This is a genomic window from Burkholderia sp. USMB20 (assembly GCF_000949135.2).
Classification (GTDB): domain Bacteria; phylum Pseudomonadota; class Gammaproteobacteria; order Burkholderiales; family Burkholderiaceae; genus Burkholderia.
In genome coordinates, this window is the sequence record NZ_JTAN02000019.1 from 233,381 (window position 1) to 251,603 (window position 18,223).

An 18,223-nucleotide genomic window follows, 5' to 3' on the forward strand; every position below is an offset into this window, starting at 1 on the left:
TCAAACGCCGGTAGGTGACTGTCGCGCGGATCGAATCAGGCGAACGTCGTCGCGACCATGATGCCGAACACCAGGCCGAGCGCGATGCCGGTCAGCCGGCCGTAGATCGACGCGCGCACATTGTCGTCCAGCTCGAACGGCGAGCGCTTGTGCTTCCATACGGTGCTGAATGCCACCGGGCGGGTCAGCAGCACGGTGCACGCGATCAGTACCGGCGTCGCGACGAGCATCGCGATGCGCGGCCCGGTCCAGTCGACGCCATGCATCATCAGCGAAACGAGCACGGCGAGCGGCACCTCGACGCACAGGCCGAGCAGCGAGCCGCCGACGAAGGAGTCTCCTGGTGATTGGAACATGGTCGGTCCGTCCGTTCGAATGAAAGCCGCGCCCGTTTTCGCGCCGTTGAAAATGGTGACCGCGGTCCTTGCTGAAGCCCGTGGTCGATCGTGTGGCCGGATGTTAAGGCAAATTGTCGACCGGTTGTCGGCTATTCAAGCTATTTAACAAATGTTCGCCAGAAACCGGGTATCGTGCGCGGATCGGGACGATTCGCCGCGGTAGCCGTCGGCCGCGCCGTTCCGGCAGACGGCGCCGGGGCGCCGGGGCGACGTGACCGGGCGGGTGGCGCGTACGCCTGAAGCCAACCAGGGGACTGCAACATGATTGACATTCCGGCCAACCATCCGGCGACGATCGCCTGCAAGGTGTGCGGTGCCGACGCGGACATCTGCGGCGTGGTCGATTTTTCGCGCTGCGGCGCCGACATGATCGCCGGGAAAAAGGTCGATCCGTTCGTGGGCGTGCCGATCTACTACTACGCGTGCCGGCAATGCGGATTCACGTGTACGCCGGCCTTCGACCGCTGGACGCACGACGATTTTGCGCGTCACGTGTACAACGACGACTACGCGCGCCACGATCCGGAGTATCTCGAGCATCGTCCGCAGCAGCACGCCGACCTGATCTGCACCAGCTTTCCGTCGATGCGCGAGACCCGCATTCTCGATTTCGGCTCGGGGCTCGGGCTGCTGGAAAAGAAGTTGTCCGCGCGCGGCTTCGCGGACGTGACTTCGTATGATCCGTTCAGCCATCCCGTCGCGCCGCAGGGGCAGTTCGATTCGATCCTGTCGTTCGAGGTCTTCGAGCATCATCCGGATCCGCGAAGCCTGTTCGCCGACATCATCCGCTACCGGGCGCCTGCCGGCGCACTGCTGTTCCAGACGTCCCTGATCACGCCGGAGATCCTGGCGCGCGGGATCGAGCAATGGTGGTACTGCGTGCCGCGCAACGGGCATATTTCGTTCTATACGAGCCAGGCGCTGACGCTGCTGGCGACGCGGCACGGGCTTGAATTCGGCTCGTTCAGCCCGGAGCTGCACGTGGTGTTCGATCGCGCGGCGGCGCCGGGGTGGCTTGCGAAATTCTTTTAGCGAAAGGGGCGCGTCGCGTCGATCGCGACATCGGCCGCGGACGTGCGCTTCGTCTAGAAGCGATCGATCACGCCGAACTGGATACCGCGCACCGACGCACCCGGCCACGAAGGCGTGAGGCCGGTCACGTTCACGCCTCTCAGCGTGTAGGTGGCCTGGCCGCGATTGTGAAGCCACGCGGCACTCGCATAGACCAGCACCCGCTTCGACACATCGTATTCGCATGCCGCGCTGAACTGGTCGGCATCGTTGTCGCGGCCCGACCGGTCGCGCAGCCACGTATAACCCAGCGACGCGCGAAAACGCGCGTTCACCGCGTAGCGTGCGGAAGCCGACACGCCGTCGCTGTGATATCGCGGCGTTCCGCCGTCGCCATTGAAGTACGACAGGAAGGCCGTCACCGGGCCGAACGCATAGGACACGCCGCCGAGGTTGGCGCGCAGTGCGCCGCTGCCGTGGGTTTGCTGGTGTGCGTACGAAATGCGCAGCGGGCCGTCATGCCAGGCGAACGTCTCGATGTGGCCTGCCAGCCCGTTGCCGTCGCCGTCCTTCGCGTCGCGCAACGACGCCATGATCGTGGTCGAAAAGCCGTGCACCTCGGGGGACAGGTACGTGATCGCATTGCTTTCGTACGGCGTGATTTTCGACAGATTGTTCAGCCCCGACGCGATCGTGCCGGCCCCGAACGCATCGAGCTGCCCCTTGAACGGGATGTAGATCGGCGAATACTGACGGCCGACCCGCACCGTGCCGTAGCGTGAGCTCACGCCGATCCAGGCCTGGCGGTTGAACAACGTGTTGGCGGCGGCCAGGGTGCCGTCCGCCGAGCCGAAGCCGTTCTCGAGATCGAACAGGATCTTCACGCCGTTGCCGATATCCTCCGCGCCGCGCACGCCGATGCGCGAGCCGCGATACGCGCCGGAATCCATCCGGGCGACGTAACCCGCGCCGGGATTCGTGATCTCGATGCTCGTGTCGATCGTGCCGTACAGCGTCACGCTGCTTTGCGCATGGGCCGCCGACGCGTGTGCGGCAATGGCCGTTGCGGCCGCACCGATGCGCAGTGCGAAACGTGTGACGGCCGCCGGCCGGCGCGATCGGCGGCGTCCCGGCGTGAGGTCGTGATTTCGGATGCGGGAAGCGGGAAAGGAACGATTCATGGACAACGGTAGCATGCAGTCAAGACAGTGAGGTGACGCGCTGAATGCGGGACGGTGCGGCAACCCTCGCCGCCCCGTCCCGCACGCGATCCGGTCGATTCCGGCGCTTACTTGCTGTCGGGCAGGGCGTAAGCCACCACGTAGTCGCCCCGATCGGGCGACTGGCGCGCGCCGCCTGCCGAGATGACGATGTACTGCTTGCCGCCGATTGTATAGCTCATCGGCGTGCCCTGGCTCCCGACCGGCAGCCGTGCCTTCCACAGTTCCTTGCCCGTCGAGCTGTCGAACGCGCGCAGGTAGTAGTCCTGCGTTGCGGCGAAGAACACGAGACCGCCGCCGGTCGTCAGCGAGCCGCCGATGGTGGGCATGCCGATCGGTGACGGCATGTTCATCTGCACGCCGTGAAGGCGCGTGTCCTTCACGCTGCCGAGCGGGACTTGCCATGCGATGCGGCGGGTTTTCAGGTCGACCGCGGTGAGGCTGCCGAACGGCGGCTTCTGGCACGGGATGCCGATCGGCGACAGGAAGCGGTCCTTCAGCACCGAGTACGGCGTGCCGCCGAGCGGCACGGCACCCATGCCCGCGTTCACCGATTCGTTGCCGTCGGAGGCGCCGCCGCGGTTCTTCTCCTGCTCCAGATGGACCCAGAGGCCCAGGCGCATGTCGTTCACGTAGATCATGTCCGCGTTCGGATCGTACGACAGGCCGCCCCAGTTCATGCCGCCGAGCGAACCCGGGAAGCTGAGCGAGCGATCGGTGTCCGGCGCGGTGAAGAGGCCGTCGTAGCGCATGCCGCGGAAGATCACGCGGCACATCAGCTGGTCGATCGGCGTGACGCCCCACATGTCCGAATCCTTGAGCACGTCGGCGCCGATCTGCGGCATGCCGACGGACAGCGGCTGGGTCTTCGAATACGGCTCGTTAGGAATCGACGCGGTCTTGACCGGATGTTCGACGACCTGAGTCAGCGGCTTGCCGGTCACGCGGTCGAGCACGAACAGCTGGCCCATCTTGGTGCCGACGATCAGCGCCGGCACGCGCTTGCCGCCTTCCGCGGGGAACTCGATCAGCGTCGGCTGCATCGGCACGTCGTAGTCCCAGAGGTCGTGGTGGACCGTCTGGACGTGCCACTTTTCCGCGCCCGTCGTGGCGTCGAGCGCGAGGAGGGACGCGCCGTATTTCTCGTCGAGCGCGGTGCGCTTCACGCCCCACAGGTCGATCGCCGCGTTGCCCACCGGCATGTAGACCGTGTTCGACGTCGCGTCGTAGGTCATCGGCGCCCACACGTTCGGCGTCGAGCGCACGAAGGTCTTGCCTTGCGCCGGCTGCGCGTGATCGTCCGGATTGCCCGGATCGAACGCCCACTTCATCTTGCCGGTCATCACGTCGAAGCCGCGGATCACGCCGCCGGGCATGTCGAGCGACACGTTGTCGGCGACACGGCCGCCCGTGACCACCGTCGTGCCCGCGACCGTCGGCGGGGACGTGAGCTGGTACAACGGGCTCTTCGCGTTACCGAGGCCGGCCTTCAGGTCGACGATGCCGTGATCGCCGAAGCCGTCGCACAGCTTGCCGGTGTCCGCATCGAGCGCGACGAGCTTCGCGTCGATCGTGTTCATGAAAATGCGGCGGCGGCACACGGCCGGATCCCCGGACGCGGCGACCGGCAGCACCGGCGTCGATCCGGCGACGGTCGGCTGCACGAGCGGCTTGTCCGCATCGAAGTACGCGAGGCCGCGGCAGCGCACCCAGACCGTCGTTTTGGTCGGGAACGCATGGCGCCATTTCTCCGTGCCCGTCGCGGCATCCACGGCGATCACGGTGTTGTGCGGCGAGCACAGGAACAGCGTCTTGCCGACCTGCAGCGGGGTTTGCTGATCTTCCGAGCCGCCGCCGTCCGGGCTGAGCGGCGTGTCGCCGGTGCGGAACGTCCACGCGACCTGCAGGTGTTTCACCGTGTCGCGATCGATCTGCGCGTAGCGCGTGAAGCGGTCGCCGCCGTCCGAGTGACCGTAGGCCGTCCAGTCGTCGGTGCCTGCATTGCCGGCCGCCGGCACGGGCGTCTCGGTGCCGAACGTGCCGTGCGGCACGAACATGCCGTAGACGAACGCGCCGTTGCAGGCGAGCAGGAGTGCGGCAATGCCCCATGCCATGCCGCGTGCGGGTGCCTTGCCTTCGGCACGGCGCAGCAGCGGCCAGGCCGGCGCGAGCAGCATGCCGATCATCGAGAACATGAAGATCCGCGCGTTGAGCGGCCAGAACGCGAAGCCGACTTCCCACACGGCCCACAGCGCCGTGGCGATCAGCATCACGAGGTAGATCGCGACCGCACTGGCGCGGCGCCGGGCGAGCTGGACGCCGGTCGCACACAGGGCGAGCCCGGCCAGCAGGTAGTACGCGCTCCCGCCACGGGCGACGAGCATGCCGCCGCCGATGACGAAATAAAGGCCGAGGAGCAGCGAGACCGCGCCCGCGGCGGTCAGGCCGATGCGGGCGGCAGCACGAATCGGCTCTGCAGGGGATTGCTTGGACATGAGTGTCTTCTTATCCGTTTGCGCCGGGCTGCATCGAAAGGCGGGAAGAGGGCGCCGTGGGTGGCCCTGTTCGAACACGTGGAGAAGGCGCCGCATGGCATGCATGCGCGGGCGCGGGCTTCGCAGGTCCTGATCGTGCAGCCTGGTTAGCTGTAGAAATTAACCAAGCGGTGCATTTTAATGGCGAACCGGAGATTTTGCTCGCCCATTTTTTCGTCGATTCTTGTTCGATTGGTTGAAAGTGTGTTGCAGATTAGTGCGACGGGCGATCGAACGGAAACCCGGTCGATTTCTTGCAGCAAGTGAACGAACCGCAGCGGGGGGAAGCCGCCCCGGGCGAAGTTGGGGGCGAGCCACCTCGAAAGCCGAGCGAGCCGCCTTCGTGCGGGCGGATCGCGCCATCCTGGCGTCCGGCACGAGCCGCGCCGCGTGCCTACGCGTGCAGCGCGGCGAGCAACGGCGCCCAGAACGCGCCGCTTTCATACGCCGCGGCATCGCAATCGGTGTCGAAACGAATCGCGATCGCTGCTTCGGCTTCGGTCAGCGGATCGGCATGCTCGATCTGCCGGGCCAGCACGGCGGCATCGGCATCGGAGGCATCGCGTCCGCGCGCCGCCCGGGCAGCGACACGCGCGGCGAGCGTTGCCCGGCTCGCGGTGAAGTCGAGCATCGCGACGCGCACGCCGAGCCGGGCGGCGAGCGCGATGAACGCCGCCCGGTTGCGCCGGCGCAGGAACGTCGCATCGACGATCGCCGTGTAGCCGCTGTCGATGACCACGCGAGCCTCCGAAAGCAGTCGGTCGTAGATCTCGTCGATCGCCGTATCCCAATAGGCAACGGCGGGCAGGCGGGTGCCGGCCGATGCCCCGGCCAGGCGCTTGCGCTCGACGTCGCTGGACAGCCGGATGGCGCCGAGCCGCTCGGCCAGCGCACGGCTCGCCAGCGACTTGCCCGAACCGGAAACCCCGTGACACAGGAGCAACGCCGGCTGCGCATCGCGTCGTGCGTCGGCCATCGCCGACGCAATGCGCAGATAGCGGGCGCGTGCCGCTGCGTCGCCGCGCAGCCGGGCGGTCAGCGCGCGCACCAGCGCACGGTAGACGAAGTAGCACGGCAGCACGCCGAGTGCAGCATGGTCGCCCGTCCGCGCCAGCCAGCCGGAAAGGAGGCGGTGGGCGCAATCCTCGCGTCCGTGGGCGGAGAAATCCATCAGCGCGAACGCGAGATCGCTCGCCACGTCGATCCAGCGCAGCGCGTCGTCGAATTCGACGCAGTCGAACATCAGGATCCGGTTCCGCCAGCGCACGATGTTCTCGAGATGCAGGTCCCCGTGACATGCGCGCACGAAACCGAGCGCATGCCGATCGGCGAGCCGCGGTGCGATGCGGGTCAGTTCGGCTTCGTACCAGGCGTGCAGCACGGCTTCGTCCGGCACCGCGACGTCGAGCGTGTCGAGCAAGGGCCGGCACTGGGCCGCGACGCTCGCCGCGCTGCCGGGATGGCCGCGCGGCGCACGGCGCGACGCGTGCAGATGATGGCGGGCCAGCGTATCGGCGAGGGCGTCCGCGTCCGCGAGACCATCGTCGTGCGATGCGCTGCGAGCCGACAGCATCGCGTGCGCGTCGAACCGGCGCATGCGCACCACGTACTCGCCCGGCGCCGTCCGCCGCCGGCGCCCGCCGGTCGGCACCGGTGCACCGAACGCCCACCGCCGGCCATGCGTGACGAGCGGCCAGACGCCCAGGTACAGCGGGCCGGCGAACGGCCGGTTGAGCGTGCACTCCGCGAGCGCGCAGCGGCGCCGCCGCGCCGGCTGCACGAGATCCACGAAGGCGAAGCGCACCGGCTTGATGCGCTTGTACGCGTAGCGCCCGGCCAGATAAACGACGGACAGATGGGTTTCGATCCGCTCGATCCGGCCGGCGGGATGGGGATAGGTATCTGGCCGGCGCAACGCGCGATCGAATTGTCTCGACTTTCGTCGTGCGTTTCCGCGGCTCGGCGCGAACGGGACATGCGGCGCTCGGGACATGATGAACGGATCGGTTATACGGGGCGCGCGTACGCGTTGCCGCGCCCGGCGGGTTGGATACGAAACGAGTATGCGCGTTCTCGTTCGCCCGATGTCGCCGGATCCGGCCGGCAGGCCCGGAATTGCCGACGCGACGAACCCTATTGCAGCCGACCACGGCGTATCGCGACTTGATGCCGGTCAAGCCGGACGCCCGACAGACGCGCGATCAGACGCTTGACGCAGGTCAACCGCATTCCCCGGGGCGGCAATACAGTCGGTTCGAGCGCCCGCGCAAAGCGGCGCGTGACCGTATGCGGAATTCACGGCCGGACGAGGCATAGACGATGAAACGACGGGCGTTGGCGATGGCTGTGCTGCTCGCGCTGGGCGCATGTGCCGGGGCGGAGCGAACCGGGACCTTCAGGACGATGGAAACACGACTGCTCGAGATGCGTCAGGCCACCTCGCTGCAGTGTTCGACGCCGTCCGAGTGCGACCGTGCGTGGAGCCGCACGCGGCGCTACGTCCAGGATCATTCGTCGACCCGAATCACGCGATTCAGTGCGGACCGGATCGAGACGGCGCAACCGTATGTGGCCGGAGAAGTCTATCTCTGGGCGTCGCGCGCGGAATCGGGTGGCGGCGGCTCGGTGATCCGGCTCAAGGCGATGTGCAAGGGCATGTATGACAGCAACGGCGGCCCGGGATGGCAATACGACGCGTGCGCCAGGAAGATCCTTGAAATCGAGCAAGGCTTTCGGTCGGACGAGAACCCGCCGGGCTAGCGGCGGATGCCGTCGGTCTTCGGCAATGCGGCGCCTCGCCTCCCGGTCGGCCGGACGCCGGCCAACGGCCGACCGCCGACCGCTTCGGCCCGCATGCCGCGACGAGCGCCAGTCGCCACGCGTGCCGGTTTAGCGGCGGCTCCCGACCGTTGACCTTGGTCAACGCCTGCCCGCGGCGAGCGCCGATGATGGAAGCGAAGCCGAACGCCGCCGGCGCGTCCGTTCATCAGCGAGGTTCGCATGTACACGAATATCATGGTTGCCACGGACGGTAGTCCTTCGGCGCATCGCGCGCTCGACGAAGGTCTCAGGATGGCCAGGCTGTGCGGCGCCCGCCTGTTCGCCGTGTTCGTCGTCGACAAGTCCACGCTGTTCGCCTACGGCGGCCGGATGGAGCCGGAAGCGTTGCTCGACGAAATCCGGCGCCACGGCGCCGCGATCCTGCGAGACGCCGACCGGACGATCTCGCGCGCGGCAGTCAACGGCGAGACGGACCTCATCGAGACCGATTTCGGCCAGGACGTCGCGGAGCGCCTGCAGCGCTACGTCGTCGATCGTTCGATCGATCTGGCCGTGGCCGGCACGCACGGTCGGCGCGGGGTCAGGCGGCTGGTGCTCGGCAGCGTCGCCGAACGTTTCCTGCGCGCATCGAGTTGCCCGGTCCTGCTCGTGCGCGGTGAGGATGCCGCGCCCGCGACGGTCGCGGCGGCCTAGGGTCGCCGTCGGCCGGCGCCTACCTCCCCAGGTGATCATCATGCAGATATCGTTTCCTTCCGAACAGCCGACGTATTGCGGCTTCGACCCGGCATTGAGCTTTCCGGCGCTCGTGGAAGGTCGGCGCGTACGCTGTTCGATCACTGCGGCCGCGCTGGAAGATCACTTCCGCGCGGCGTCGCCTCGCGAGCAGGATCTCGTCGACGCGTTTGCGCGCCATCGTCCCGCCATCGAGCGCGCTGCCCGCTGCCTGCTCGAGGAAATCGGCGGCCGGCCGGTCCTGCTTCACAGCGGCTATTTCCGCTTCTGTACGTAACCGGCCGCCGCCCTTGACGCGCGTCAAGCGCGCGCCGGGGCACGCAGGTACGCTGGACTTCCAAGGATCAATCGTCCCATGCGCGACATGGGGTGTCGCGCCCTCCGATCTTCATTGCGGCTGCTGCTGTCGGGACGAGCGAACCGGCCGCATGTCACCATATGAGGAGTACGAACCATGAGCAACATGACGCGTTACGATCCGTTTTCGATCGAACCCGTATCCGACCTGTTCCAGGGGCTGTTCAGGCCGCTGCGCGGCATGGCGCTGGCGGACCAGCCCGATCTTGCATCGATGAAGATCGACGTCACCGAAAACGACAAGGCGTATACCGTCAATGCGGAGCTGCCCGGCGTCGCCAAGGACGATATCGACGTCCAGGTGACGGGCAATACCGTATCGATCCACGCGAAGATCGAGCGCAACAACGAGCAGAAGGAAGGCGAGCGCGTGATCCGGCGCGAGCGCTACAGCGGTGCGATCAGCCGCTCGTTCTCGCTGTCCGGCGACATCGACGATGCGAGCGCGACGGCGACGTATCAGGATGGCGTGCTGTCGCTGACGCTGCCGAAGAAGGCGCCGGTCGGGCAGAAGAAACTCACGATCAGCTGATCGGACGACGGGCAGCGGGCGAGGCAGGCACGCGTCGCCCATCGGCAGGAGCCGGCGCGCGGAGCGATCCGCGCGCCGCTTCGACGCGCTACGACGTGCGGCGCGCGGCATCCGTTGACCTGCATCAGCGATCGAAAGCCGCGCGTGTGCAACGCTGGCTGCGTGCGGCCAACAGGCACGCCGCGGGCTCACAGGAGAGCAGACGATGAAAACCGACAAGCAGTTGAAAGAGGATGTCCAGGACGAACTGGAGTCCGACCCGGCGATCGATTCGACCCGCATCGGCGTCGAGGTGGCCGACCGGATCGTGACGCTTTCCGGGCACCCGCCGAGCTACGCGGAGAAGCTGGCAATCGAGCGCGCGGCGAACCGCGTGGCCGGCGTCAAGGCGCTCGTCGTCGACATGACCGTGCATCTGCCGGACGACGACGTGCGCACCGACGAGGACATCGCGAAAGCGGTGCGTTCGGTGCTGCACTGGACGGTCGGGCTGCATGACGACGCGGTCAAGGTGCAGGTCGAACGCGGCTGGATCACGTTGTCCGGCAAGGTCGACTGGGCGTACCAGAGCCACCTGGCCGTGCGCGCGATCTCGCAGATGCGCAGCGTGACGGGCGTGACCGACCACATCGCGGTACAGGGGACGGTCGGTTCGGCCGACATCGGCGGCAACATCAAGCGCGCGATCATGCGCCATGCGGAGCGCGAGGCGAGGCACATCGCGATCGACGTGCACGACGGCACCGTGCGGCTGTCCGGCAAGGTCGGCTCGTTCTCCGAGCGCAAGGCCGTGCGGGGTGCCGCGTGGTCCGCGCGCGGCGTGCGTGCCGTGATCGACGACCTGGTGGTCGAGTAAGTCCGGCAGGCGCAGGAGCGGTTCGCGGCGATCCGGGAGGGCGGTCGGATGACGCTTTCAGGCGAACTTCACGACGCCGCGTATCACCCCACCTTGAGCGCGGAAAGCTGCAGCGCCTGGGCGAAGCGGGCCAGTGTGGCGATCGATCCCGTCACGCTTTCGTACCGCTCGCGCCCGATCTGTCCGTCGAGTGTCACCAGCATGCCGGCGTCCCGGGCGAGCGCGACGAGTGCCAGCGTGTCGAGCGCGGCCGTGCTGGCCGTGTCGGCCGTATCCGATGCGGCGGCCCGCATCCCCGAATCGGAACGATAGTCGGCGTGTGACATGACGCTTCTCCTGGTTGTTGTGCGATCGGCGTGCCGGTCGACCGGTATCCGTGGCTTCAGTATCGGTGGGGCGCGCCCCCGATTCAATCAGCCGGCCCCGAAGTCGAGGTAGGAATCTCACCCGTTTCGTCGGCGGATTCCTACACGGCGGGGACCGCGAGAAACGCCAGGTCGACCGCGCGGCGCCAGTACGCCTCGCCGACGAAGACGACCGGCAGCGGCGCGATCTTTCGCGTCTGCAGCAGGGTCGGCACTTCGAACAGCTCGTCGAACGTGCCGTAGCCGCCGGGGAAGAAGACGGCGGCTTTCGCGCGCTCGAGCAGGGGCAGCTTGCGGATCGCGAAATGGTGGAACCGGAAGCAGCGCGCCCGCGTGATGTACGGATTGGGGGCCTGTTCTCGCGGCAGCTCGATATTGAAGACGATGCTCGCCGCGCCGCGCGGGAGCGACTAGCCTTGGATGGCGAAGCGCGCGAAACCGGTCGCGCAGGGAGGCGAGCATGCTTGCGATGATGTTTGACGGCACGACGCCGCATTTGCGCGAAGCGCGCGTGCCGGAGCCGTCGCCCGCGGCGGGCCAGCTGCTGATCGACGTCCACGCGTGCGGCGTCTGCCGGACCGATCTGCACGTCGTCGACGGCGAGCTCGCGCACCCGAAGCTGCCGCTGATTCCGGGTCACGAAATCGTCGGGACGGTGCGCAGGCTGGGCGAAGGCGCGACGGGCTTCGCCGTCGGCGACCGGGTCGGCGTGCCGTGGCTGGGCTCGACGTGCGGGCATTGCGCATATTGCACGTCCGGCCGCGAGAATCTGTGCGACACCCCCGGATTCACCGGCTATACGATCGACGGCGGCTACGCCGAGTGCGCGCTCGCCGACCATCGCTATTGCGTGCATCTGCCGCAGCGCTACTCCGATCTGGAAGCCGCGCCGCTCCTGTGCGCGGGCCTGATCGGTTATCGCACCCTGCGCATGGCGGGCGACGCGCGCCGCATCGGCATCTACGGCTTCGGTGCGGCGGCCCATCTCGTCGCGCAGGTCGCGCATTGCGAAGGACGCAAGGTGTTCGCGCTGACGAAGCCCGGCGACACGGCCGCGCAGCAGCTCGCGCTGTCGCTGGGTGCCGCATGGGCCGGCGGCAGCGACGAAGCGCCGCCGGAGCCGCTCGATGCCGCGCTGATCTTCGCGCCGGTGGGGGCGCTGGTGCCGGCCGCGCTGCGCGCGCTCGACAAGGGCGGGATCGTCGTGTGCGGCGGCATTCACATGAGCGACATCCCGGGCTTTCCGTACGCGTGGCTGTGGGGCGAGCGCCGCATCGCGTCGGTGGCCAACCTGACACGCGCGGATGCGGTCGAATTCATGCGGATCGCGGCCGCGATGCCGCTGCGGGTCGAGGCGGTGCGCTATGCGCTGACCGACGCGAACCGCGCACTCGACGACCTGCGCGGCGGCCGCGTATCGGGCGCCGCCGTGCTGGGCATGCGCGGTTGAGCTGCTCGACGGCGCCGCGGCGCGGTCAGATCTGCTGCAGGCCTTCCGAATCGACGATCCGGATCTGCTTGCCTTGCGCCGCGACGAGCCCCTTGTGCTGGAACTTCGACAGCATGCGGCTGACGGTTTCGAGCTTCATGCCGAGATATTCGCCGATCTCGTCGCGCGTCATCCGCAGCACGAATTCCGCGGCCGAGTAGCCGCGCGCCTTGAAGCGCGCGGACAGATTCAGCAGGAACGCGGCCACCCGCTGTTCGGCGCTCATCGTGCCGAGCAGCAGCATCTGCGAGGATTCGCGCACGATCTCGCCGCCCATCATCTGGTACACGTGGTGCTGCATCGGCCGCACTTCGCGGCACATCTGCTCGAGCTGGCCGAACGGGATGATGCAGACCGTGCTGTCCTCGAGCGCGATCGCGTCGCCGTTGTGGTGCCCGGTGTACACGCCGTCGAGCCCGAGCGACTCGCCGACGATCTGGAAGCCGGTGATCTGCTCGTCGCCGTCGCGATGCATCACGATGGTCTTGAACGACCCGGTTCTCACTGCGTAGATGCTGTTGAACGCATCGCCCGCGCGAAACAGCGTTTCGCCGCGCTTGACGTGGCGCGTCGTGCAGATCATCGCGTCGACGCGCGCGAAATCGTCGGGCGACAGATCGGACGGCATGCAGACGGTACGCAATGCGCACGTCGAACAGCGGGACGCGGCGCGCTTGGGTTGATCCGCCGCTTCGACGCGATGCAGCGGGATGAACGGGCGCATCGGCATGGTCGTCGTGGCTTCGGCACTGCTCTGCATGATCGGCTCCAGTTCGGGGACAGCGGCGGCCCGCCGTCGGGCGGGGTCGCGCTGGCCGTTGTACCGGCGGCTTTGGTCTCTGCCGCCTTCCTCTCGGAAAAGCCCCGCCGGACGCGCCGGGAGACCGATACGCCAGTCTCGACGATGATGCGGCCGTTGCTCCGGGAGGCACGTTTGCTCGTTTTTACTGATGCCAGTATGGATGTTGCGCGGCGTCAAGAAAATCAGCCGGAATTGAAGTTGCGGTAGGTGAGACGGAAGTCTTGTAGGACGTTTCCTACAGGGGTGCGGCAACTTGTCGCGAGCGTCGCGGGCGGGTGCCGGACGCCGATGAAGGGCGCGGCGCCGCCCGCGCCGGCCCGGCCGCCGTCAACGATGCCGCCCGGTGCATCCTGGCGGGGGCGACCGCGCCCGATGCCGCCGTCAGAGCTCGTCCGGGTCCTCGAACAGCTTGTGGCGCATCGCGTAGCGTACGAGTGCCGTGTCGTTCGGCATCTGCATCTTCTCGAGGATCCGCGTCTTGTACGTGCTGACGGTCTTGACGCTGACGCACAGCGCCTGCGCGATTTCGGAAATCGACTCGCCGGTGGTGACGCGCCGGAACACGTCGAACTCGCGGTCGGACAGGCGCTGGTGCGGCAGGAGATCGGTCGGCTCGTTCAGGCTCTGCGCGAACTGCTCGGCCATGGTCAGGCTGACGTAGACGCCGCCGGCCGCGATCTTGGTCAATGCGGCGACCAGTTCGGCGCTGGCGCTTTCCTTGGTCATGTAGCCCGAGGCGCCCGCGCGGAATGCCCGCACCGCGTACTGCTGCTCGGCATGCATCGTCAGCACGAGGACATGCAATCCCGGCTTCTCGTCCTTGATCTGCTTGATGAGTTCGACGCCGTTGCGGCCGGGCATCGACAGGTCGAGCACCAGCACGTCGGCATCGGTGCCGCGCATGAGCGCGATCGTCGACGCGCTGTCCTGCGCTTCCCCGACGACCTCGAAACCGCTCGCGCTCTGCAGGATGTGCCGCAGGCCGTCCCTGACGAGCGCGTGGTCGTCGGCAATGAGTACCCTGATCATGAAGGCACTTCTCCTTGCTGGATGGCGTGCAGCGGCAACGCCACGGTGATCGTGAAACCCGCGCCCGGCCGGTTGTCGATCGTCACCGTCCCGTCGAGCATGTGCGCGCGCTCGCGGATCCCGATCAGGCCGAACGACGGGCGGTTCTGCCCGTTGCGGGTGGGCTCCGGCGCGCCGTGACCGTTGTCCGCGATGCGCAGCATGCAATATCCGTCTTCCACTTTCAATGCCAGTTTCACGTTCGTCGCGTCCGAGTGCCGCGCGACGTTGGTCAGCGCCTCCTGCACGATGCGGAACAGCGTCGTCGCACCGGCGCCGGTGAACGCGGTATCGACGGGCGGCAGCTCACGGTCGACCGTGATCCGGTAGCGGCGCGTGAAATCGTTTGCAAGCCATTCGATCGCCGGAACGAGACCCAGGTCGTCGAGCATCACCGGCCGCAGGTCGGCCGCGATGCGCCGGACCGACGCAACGATCGAATCGATCAGGCGATGCATGCCGCCCAGCCGCTCGCGCACGCCGGTGTCGGGGGCGACGATGCCCGCGAGCCCCAGCTCGACGGCCGAAAGATCCATCTTGAGTGCGGTGAGCTGCTGGCCGAGGTCGTCGTGCAGTTCGCGCGCGATCCGTGTCTTCTCTTCCTCCCGCACGTTCTGCAGGTTGGCGGACAGCTCGCGCAGTTCCTCGCGCGACTGCTCGAGGGCGTTTTCCGCGCGTACCCGCTCGGTCACGTCGCGCAGCATGACCGTGTACAGCTTGCCGGTGCCGTCGCGAATCTGCGAGATCGACGCCTCGATCGGAAACTCGGTGCCGTCGGCGCGCAAGCCGAACAGCACGCGTTGCCGCCCCATCTGGCGCTCCGACACACCCGTCACGCCGAACTGCTCGACGTGTCGCGCATGCGCGGCGCGAAAGCGCTCGGGGATGAAGCGGGACAGCGGCGTACCGACCGCCTCCATCGCGCTGACGCCGAACACGTGTTCGGCGGCCGGGTTGAAGATCACGATCGTCTGACGCTCGTCGACGGTGATGACGGCCTCCATCGACGACCGGATGATGCCCATCATCCGGGCCTCGGTGGGTTGGCTGTCGCCGGCGCGGGCCAGCGCGCGTTTCGCGACGACCTGCCGCACGAGCGCGGCCAGCGTCAGCGAGAGCACGGTGCCGGCCAGCAGGACGGCCGTCGCGGCGCCGGCCGGGGCAGCGCGCGGCGCGCTGTAGCGCAGCGACAGCGGCGTGCCGCCGAACGTCAGCGTATCGGTTCGCGTGAGCACGTCGCGGGCGCCGGCGGCGCCGCCGACGACAAAGCCGGAACCGCCGGAATACGCGGGCGCCGCGGGATTGTCGGCCACGATTTCCACGCGCAGCGGATCGAGCAGGGAAGGATCGACGAGACGATCCGGATTCAGCGCGGCATAAACGTACCCGGTCGCCGTTGCGTGCCGCGGCCCGGACGCCGTGCCGTCCTCGGCATTGGCGTAGATCGGCAGGTAAAGCGTCAGCTCCATCCGGGCGGGCGTCGCACCGGTGCCGTCCTGGATCGCGTTCGCGGCAAGCGCGACCTCGCCGGTTTCCGCCGCGCGCTGCAGCGCCTGCCGGGTCGCCTGATCGTCCTCCGCGATGCTCGGCTCGATTCTCCCGATGCTGTGGACCGGCGACTGCAATCCGTCCAGATCGAGACCGGTGAGATAGCGGCGCCATGCGGCGCCAGATGGCGGCGCAGGCAGTGCCGATGCGAACCCTCGGGCGCCGTGCAATACGGCAGCGGCGCCGAGAAGACTGCGGCGGAGCGCGGCCGTCGCGCGCGTCGCGGATTGCTCGAACCTTGCGTGGGCGGCGTGTTGTGCGTCGTTCTGCAGTACCCGGGATGCGGCAAATGTCGCAACCAGGCCGAGCGCCAGCGTCAGCACCGCGGCCATGGCGGCATATCGCCCGGGCCGGGTCCGGTGTGGACCCGGCCCGGCCTTGAAGGGAGGCGCATTCACTGTCATTGCCGTTCATCCTGGCGGATTTCGTCGACGGCTGGCTGGCGGCGGGCCCGGACGCGGGGCACGAAAGGCGGGGCAGGCCGCAACTGCGATATCGCCCTGAATTGTGCGCGTTTTGCCGACGTTCGCCAATCGGGACCGACGCGCAAGAGGGCGGCGCCGCGCGGGTTTGACCCGCGTCAACGGAGCGTCGCCTGCGAGGATCAGACTGGCTTCACGAACCGGTCGACCCCTGACGACAACTGGGAGGCGTCATGTACCAAAGGATCTTTGCGGCGCTCGACGCCAGCCGTGGCGCGCGCCTCGCGCTCGACGAGGCGATCTCGCTCGCCCGCGAGTCGGGCGGTCTGGTCATCGCCATGTGCGTGGTGTCGGATGCGCCGCGGCTGGCCGACCAGCGCGACCTGGCCGGGCTGGACACGAACGAGGCCGCGGTCGCGGTCTCGGACGCGGAAACGGCGTTCCGGCTGTCCGGCGTACGCGGCATCGCGCACACGATCGACGCGCGCGGAGAGAACGTATCGGACGTGCTGGCGCGTGCCGCCGCCGAATGCGACGCGGACCTGATCGTGATGGGCACGCATGGCCGGCGCGGTTTCCGGCGCATGTTCGTCGGCAGCGTCGCCGAATCGCTGGTGCGCATCGCGGACCGGCCGGTGCTGGTCGTACGGGAGGGGCCGGGCGCGTGTGCCGGCATGTTGTGACGGTCGTGACGGGACGAGGGCAGCCGCGCGCGGCTGCCCCGTTTTCGTTCGCTCAGTGAGACAGCAGGACCGGCACCGTCATCGTTTCGAGGATCGTGCGCGTCGCGCCGCCCAGCACGCGTTCGTGCATGCGCGCATGACTGTACAGGCCCATCACCAGCAGATCCGCATGCAGGTCGGTCGCCCGGTTCAGCAGCGTCGCGCCCACGCTCACCGGCCGTTCGCGCGGCGTGCTCGAGAACGACGCGCGAATGCCGTGCCGTTCGAGATACGCGGCGACGTCGACACCCGCCGGCGTCTTGTCCGGATCGGGTTGCCCGCGGGTGACCGTCTCGACGTTGACGAAGCGCGCGCGGGCGAGCAGCGGCAGCGCGTCGGCCAGCGCGCGGGCGGCTTCGCGCCCGCCGTCCCAGCCGATCAGCACGTTCTCGCCGAGCGTGCGCACGTCGCCCGCGTAGGGCACGACGAGCGCCGGGCGTCCGCTGCCCATCACGACGTCCTCGACGAAATGACGTGCGACGTAGGTCAGCCGGTCGTCGGGGTCTTCCTGGCCGAGTACCAGAAAATCGGCATGGCGCGCGTGCAGGACCGCGGCGGCGGTCGCCTCGCCGGCCGGCGCCTGCCACTCGACTTCGTTGTGCCCCGCGCGCTCGGCGGCCGCGAGGAATCGCTCCTCGGCCTCCTTGCGCCGCTGTTCGCACAGGCGTTCGTAGACGGCCAGCTTCAGCGGTTCGTCCGGCCGCCGCAGCGGCTCGAGGAGGTCCTGGCAGACCACGTAGAGGCCGATCAGATGGGCGTTCCAGCGTCGCGCGAGCTGGAGCGCGAGGTCGACGCGCGTCGCACAGCGCTCGCTGTCGTCGAGATGGACGAGCAGGGTCTTGTAGCTCATGACGGCTCCTTTTCGGTTGATGCCGCGGTGGTTTCGGCGGGCGCCTGCCCGGCGCAGCTCGCCGGTATCGTCAGGACCGGGCACGTGGCCTGACGCAGCACGCGCTCGGCCACGCTGCCGAGGAACATGCGCCGGAACCCGCGCCGGCCATGCGTGCCGATCACGACCAGGTCGGCGCCGATCTCGCCGGCGAGACCGACGATCCGGTGCGCAACGTCTTCGCCGGCCGGCGCGACGTTGGAGATCTGCGGCGTGCCGGCCACGTCGCGCGCTTTCATGCGGCGTGCCGCGTCATCCGTGACGCGCAGTCCTTCCTCGCGGAATGCATCGATCAGGATCGACGGATCGTATCCGTACGTGTCGTAGGCCGGCACCAGGAAGTCGACGACGTAGACCGGGGTCAGCCGCGCACCCGTCTGCGCCGCGAGGTTCAGCGCGGCGTCGAGTGCGCGGGACGACGTATCGCTGCCGTCGAGCGCGACCAGAATGTTCGAGTACATGACGTTTCCCTTCAACGGATGCCGATGGAACCATCA

The 18,223-nt window shown here is 68.1% G+C and carries 18 protein-coding genes and 1 pseudogene; 8 read left to right on the forward strand and 11 right to left on the reverse strand.

Features of this window, described 5'->3' with window-relative positions:
* Positions 1-35 precede the first annotated feature (35 nt).
* Positions 36-356, reverse strand: coding sequence for a hypothetical protein (locus PL79_RS25625; protein ID WP_044846518.1), 321 nt, complete (start codon positions 354-356; stop codon positions 36-38).
* A gap of 303 nt (positions 357-659) precedes the next feature.
* Here PL79_RS25625 and PL79_RS25630 point away from each other — a divergent pair, with 303 nt between their 5' ends.
* Complete coding sequence (locus PL79_RS25630; protein WP_044846519.1) at positions 660-1,430, forward strand: class I SAM-dependent methyltransferase; 771 nt, start codon at positions 660-662, stop codon at positions 1,428-1,430.
* A 53-nt stretch (positions 1,431-1,483) separates the two neighbouring features.
* Here the strand turns inward: PL79_RS25630 and PL79_RS25635 are convergent, their stop codons facing one another.
* From PL79_RS25635 to PL79_RS25645, 3 genes are all read right to left on the reverse strand, one after another.
* On the reverse strand, positions 1,484-2,605 hold the full coding sequence (locus tag PL79_RS25635) for a porin (protein WP_082088608.1): 1,122 nt from the start codon (positions 2,603-2,605) through the stop codon (positions 1,484-1,486).
* Between the two features lie 92 nt (positions 2,606-2,697).
* Positions 2,698-5,124 carry a membrane-bound PQQ-dependent dehydrogenase, glucose/quinate/shikimate family gene (locus PL79_RS25640; protein WP_044846520.1) on the reverse strand — a complete coding sequence of 809 codons (2,427 nt, stop codon included), beginning with the start codon at positions 5,122-5,124 and terminating at the stop codon, positions 2,698-2,700.
* Between the two features lie 433 nt (positions 5,125-5,557).
* A complete protein-coding gene (locus PL79_RS25645; RefSeq protein WP_044846521.1) occupies positions 5,558-7,156 on the reverse strand; it encodes a bifunctional aminoglycoside phosphotransferase/ATP-binding protein in 1,599 nt (532 codons plus the stop codon).
* A gap of 326 nt (positions 7,157-7,482) precedes the next feature.
* On the opposite strand from PL79_RS25645, the gene PL79_RS25650 reads away from it, so the two are divergent.
* The 5 genes from PL79_RS25650 (at position 7,483) to PL79_RS25670 (ending at position 10,421) form a co-directional block, all read left to right on the forward strand.
* Positions 7,483-7,923: a hypothetical protein gene (locus PL79_RS25650; RefSeq protein WP_044846522.1), complete on the forward strand. Its 441-nt coding sequence runs from the start codon at positions 7,483-7,485 to the stop codon at positions 7,921-7,923.
* Positions 7,924-8,163: 240 nt separating this feature from the next.
* Positions 8,164-8,637: a universal stress protein gene (locus tag PL79_RS25655; protein ID WP_044846523.1), complete on the forward strand. Its 474-nt coding sequence runs from the start codon at positions 8,164-8,166 to the stop codon at positions 8,635-8,637.
* Positions 8,638-8,677: 40 nt separating this feature from the next.
* Positions 8,678-8,953 carry a DUF1488 domain-containing protein gene (locus PL79_RS25660; protein WP_044846571.1) on the forward strand — a complete coding sequence of 92 codons (276 nt, stop codon included), beginning with the start codon at positions 8,678-8,680 and terminating at the stop codon, positions 8,951-8,953.
* A gap of 177 nt (positions 8,954-9,130) precedes the next feature.
* Positions 9,131-9,565, forward strand: coding sequence for an Hsp20/alpha crystallin family protein (locus tag PL79_RS25665; RefSeq protein WP_044846524.1), 435 nt, complete (start codon positions 9,131-9,133; stop codon positions 9,563-9,565).
* Positions 9,566-9,770: 205 nt separating this feature from the next.
* Complete coding sequence (locus PL79_RS25670) at positions 9,771-10,421, forward strand: BON domain-containing protein (RefSeq protein WP_044846525.1); 651 nt, start codon at positions 9,771-9,773, stop codon at positions 10,419-10,421.
* A gap of 83 nt (positions 10,422-10,504) precedes the next feature.
* Here the strand turns inward: PL79_RS25670 and PL79_RS25675 are convergent, their stop codons facing one another.
* Both PL79_RS25675 and PL79_RS25680 read right to left on the reverse strand, forming a co-directional pair.
* Positions 10,505-10,747, reverse strand: coding sequence for a hypothetical protein (locus tag PL79_RS25675; protein ID WP_044846526.1), 243 nt, complete (start codon positions 10,745-10,747; stop codon positions 10,505-10,507).
* 155 nt (positions 10,748-10,902) lie between these two features.
* Positions 10,903-11,187 (reverse strand): annotated as a pseudogene (locus PL79_RS25680) (LOG family protein); the annotation flags it as partial.
* Between the two features lie 59 nt (positions 11,188-11,246).
* On the opposite strand from PL79_RS25680, the gene PL79_RS25685 reads away from it, so the two are divergent.
* The gene (locus PL79_RS25685) at positions 11,247-12,236 is read left to right on the forward strand and encodes a zinc-dependent alcohol dehydrogenase family protein (protein WP_044846527.1); all 990 of its coding nucleotides are present in this window, start codon (positions 11,247-11,249) and stop codon (positions 12,234-12,236) included.
* Positions 12,237-12,261: 25 nt separating this feature from the next.
* Here PL79_RS25685 and fnr read toward each other — a convergent pair whose 3' ends face one another.
* The 3 genes from fnr to PL79_RS25700 all read right to left on the reverse strand — a co-directional run bounded on the left by fnr (position 12,262) and on the right by PL79_RS25700 (position 16,097).
* A complete protein-coding gene (gene fnr, locus PL79_RS25690; protein WP_044846528.1) occupies positions 12,262-13,035 on the reverse strand; it encodes a fumarate/nitrate reduction transcriptional regulator Fnr in 774 nt (257 codons plus the stop codon).
* A 423-nt stretch (positions 13,036-13,458) separates the two neighbouring features.
* Positions 13,459-14,106: a response regulator gene (locus PL79_RS25695; RefSeq protein ID WP_044846529.1), complete on the reverse strand. Its 648-nt coding sequence runs from the start codon at positions 14,104-14,106 to the stop codon at positions 13,459-13,461.
* Positions 14,103-16,097: a PAS domain S-box protein gene (locus tag PL79_RS25700; RefSeq protein ID WP_044846530.1), complete on the reverse strand. Its 1,995-nt coding sequence runs from the start codon at positions 16,095-16,097 to the stop codon at positions 14,103-14,105. The genes PL79_RS25695 and PL79_RS25700 overlap by 4 nt, the downstream gene beginning before the upstream one ends.
* A 251-nt stretch (positions 16,098-16,348) precedes the next feature.
* On the opposite strand from PL79_RS25700, the gene PL79_RS25705 reads away from it, so the two are divergent.
* On the forward strand, positions 16,349-16,798 hold the full coding sequence (locus PL79_RS25705; protein ID WP_044846531.1) for a universal stress protein: 450 nt from the start codon (positions 16,349-16,351) through the stop codon (positions 16,796-16,798).
* Positions 16,799-16,850: 52 nt separating this feature from the next.
* Here PL79_RS25705 and PL79_RS25710 read toward each other — a convergent pair whose 3' ends face one another.
* Positions 16,851-17,687: a universal stress protein gene (locus PL79_RS25710; RefSeq protein ID WP_044846532.1), complete on the reverse strand. Its 837-nt coding sequence runs from the start codon at positions 17,685-17,687 to the stop codon at positions 16,851-16,853.
* Positions 17,684-18,187, reverse strand: coding sequence for a universal stress protein (locus PL79_RS25715; protein ID WP_044846533.1), 504 nt, complete (start codon positions 18,185-18,187; stop codon positions 17,684-17,686). The genes PL79_RS25710 and PL79_RS25715 overlap by 4 nt, the downstream gene beginning before the upstream one ends.
* Between the last annotated feature and the right edge of the window lie 36 nt (positions 18,188-18,223).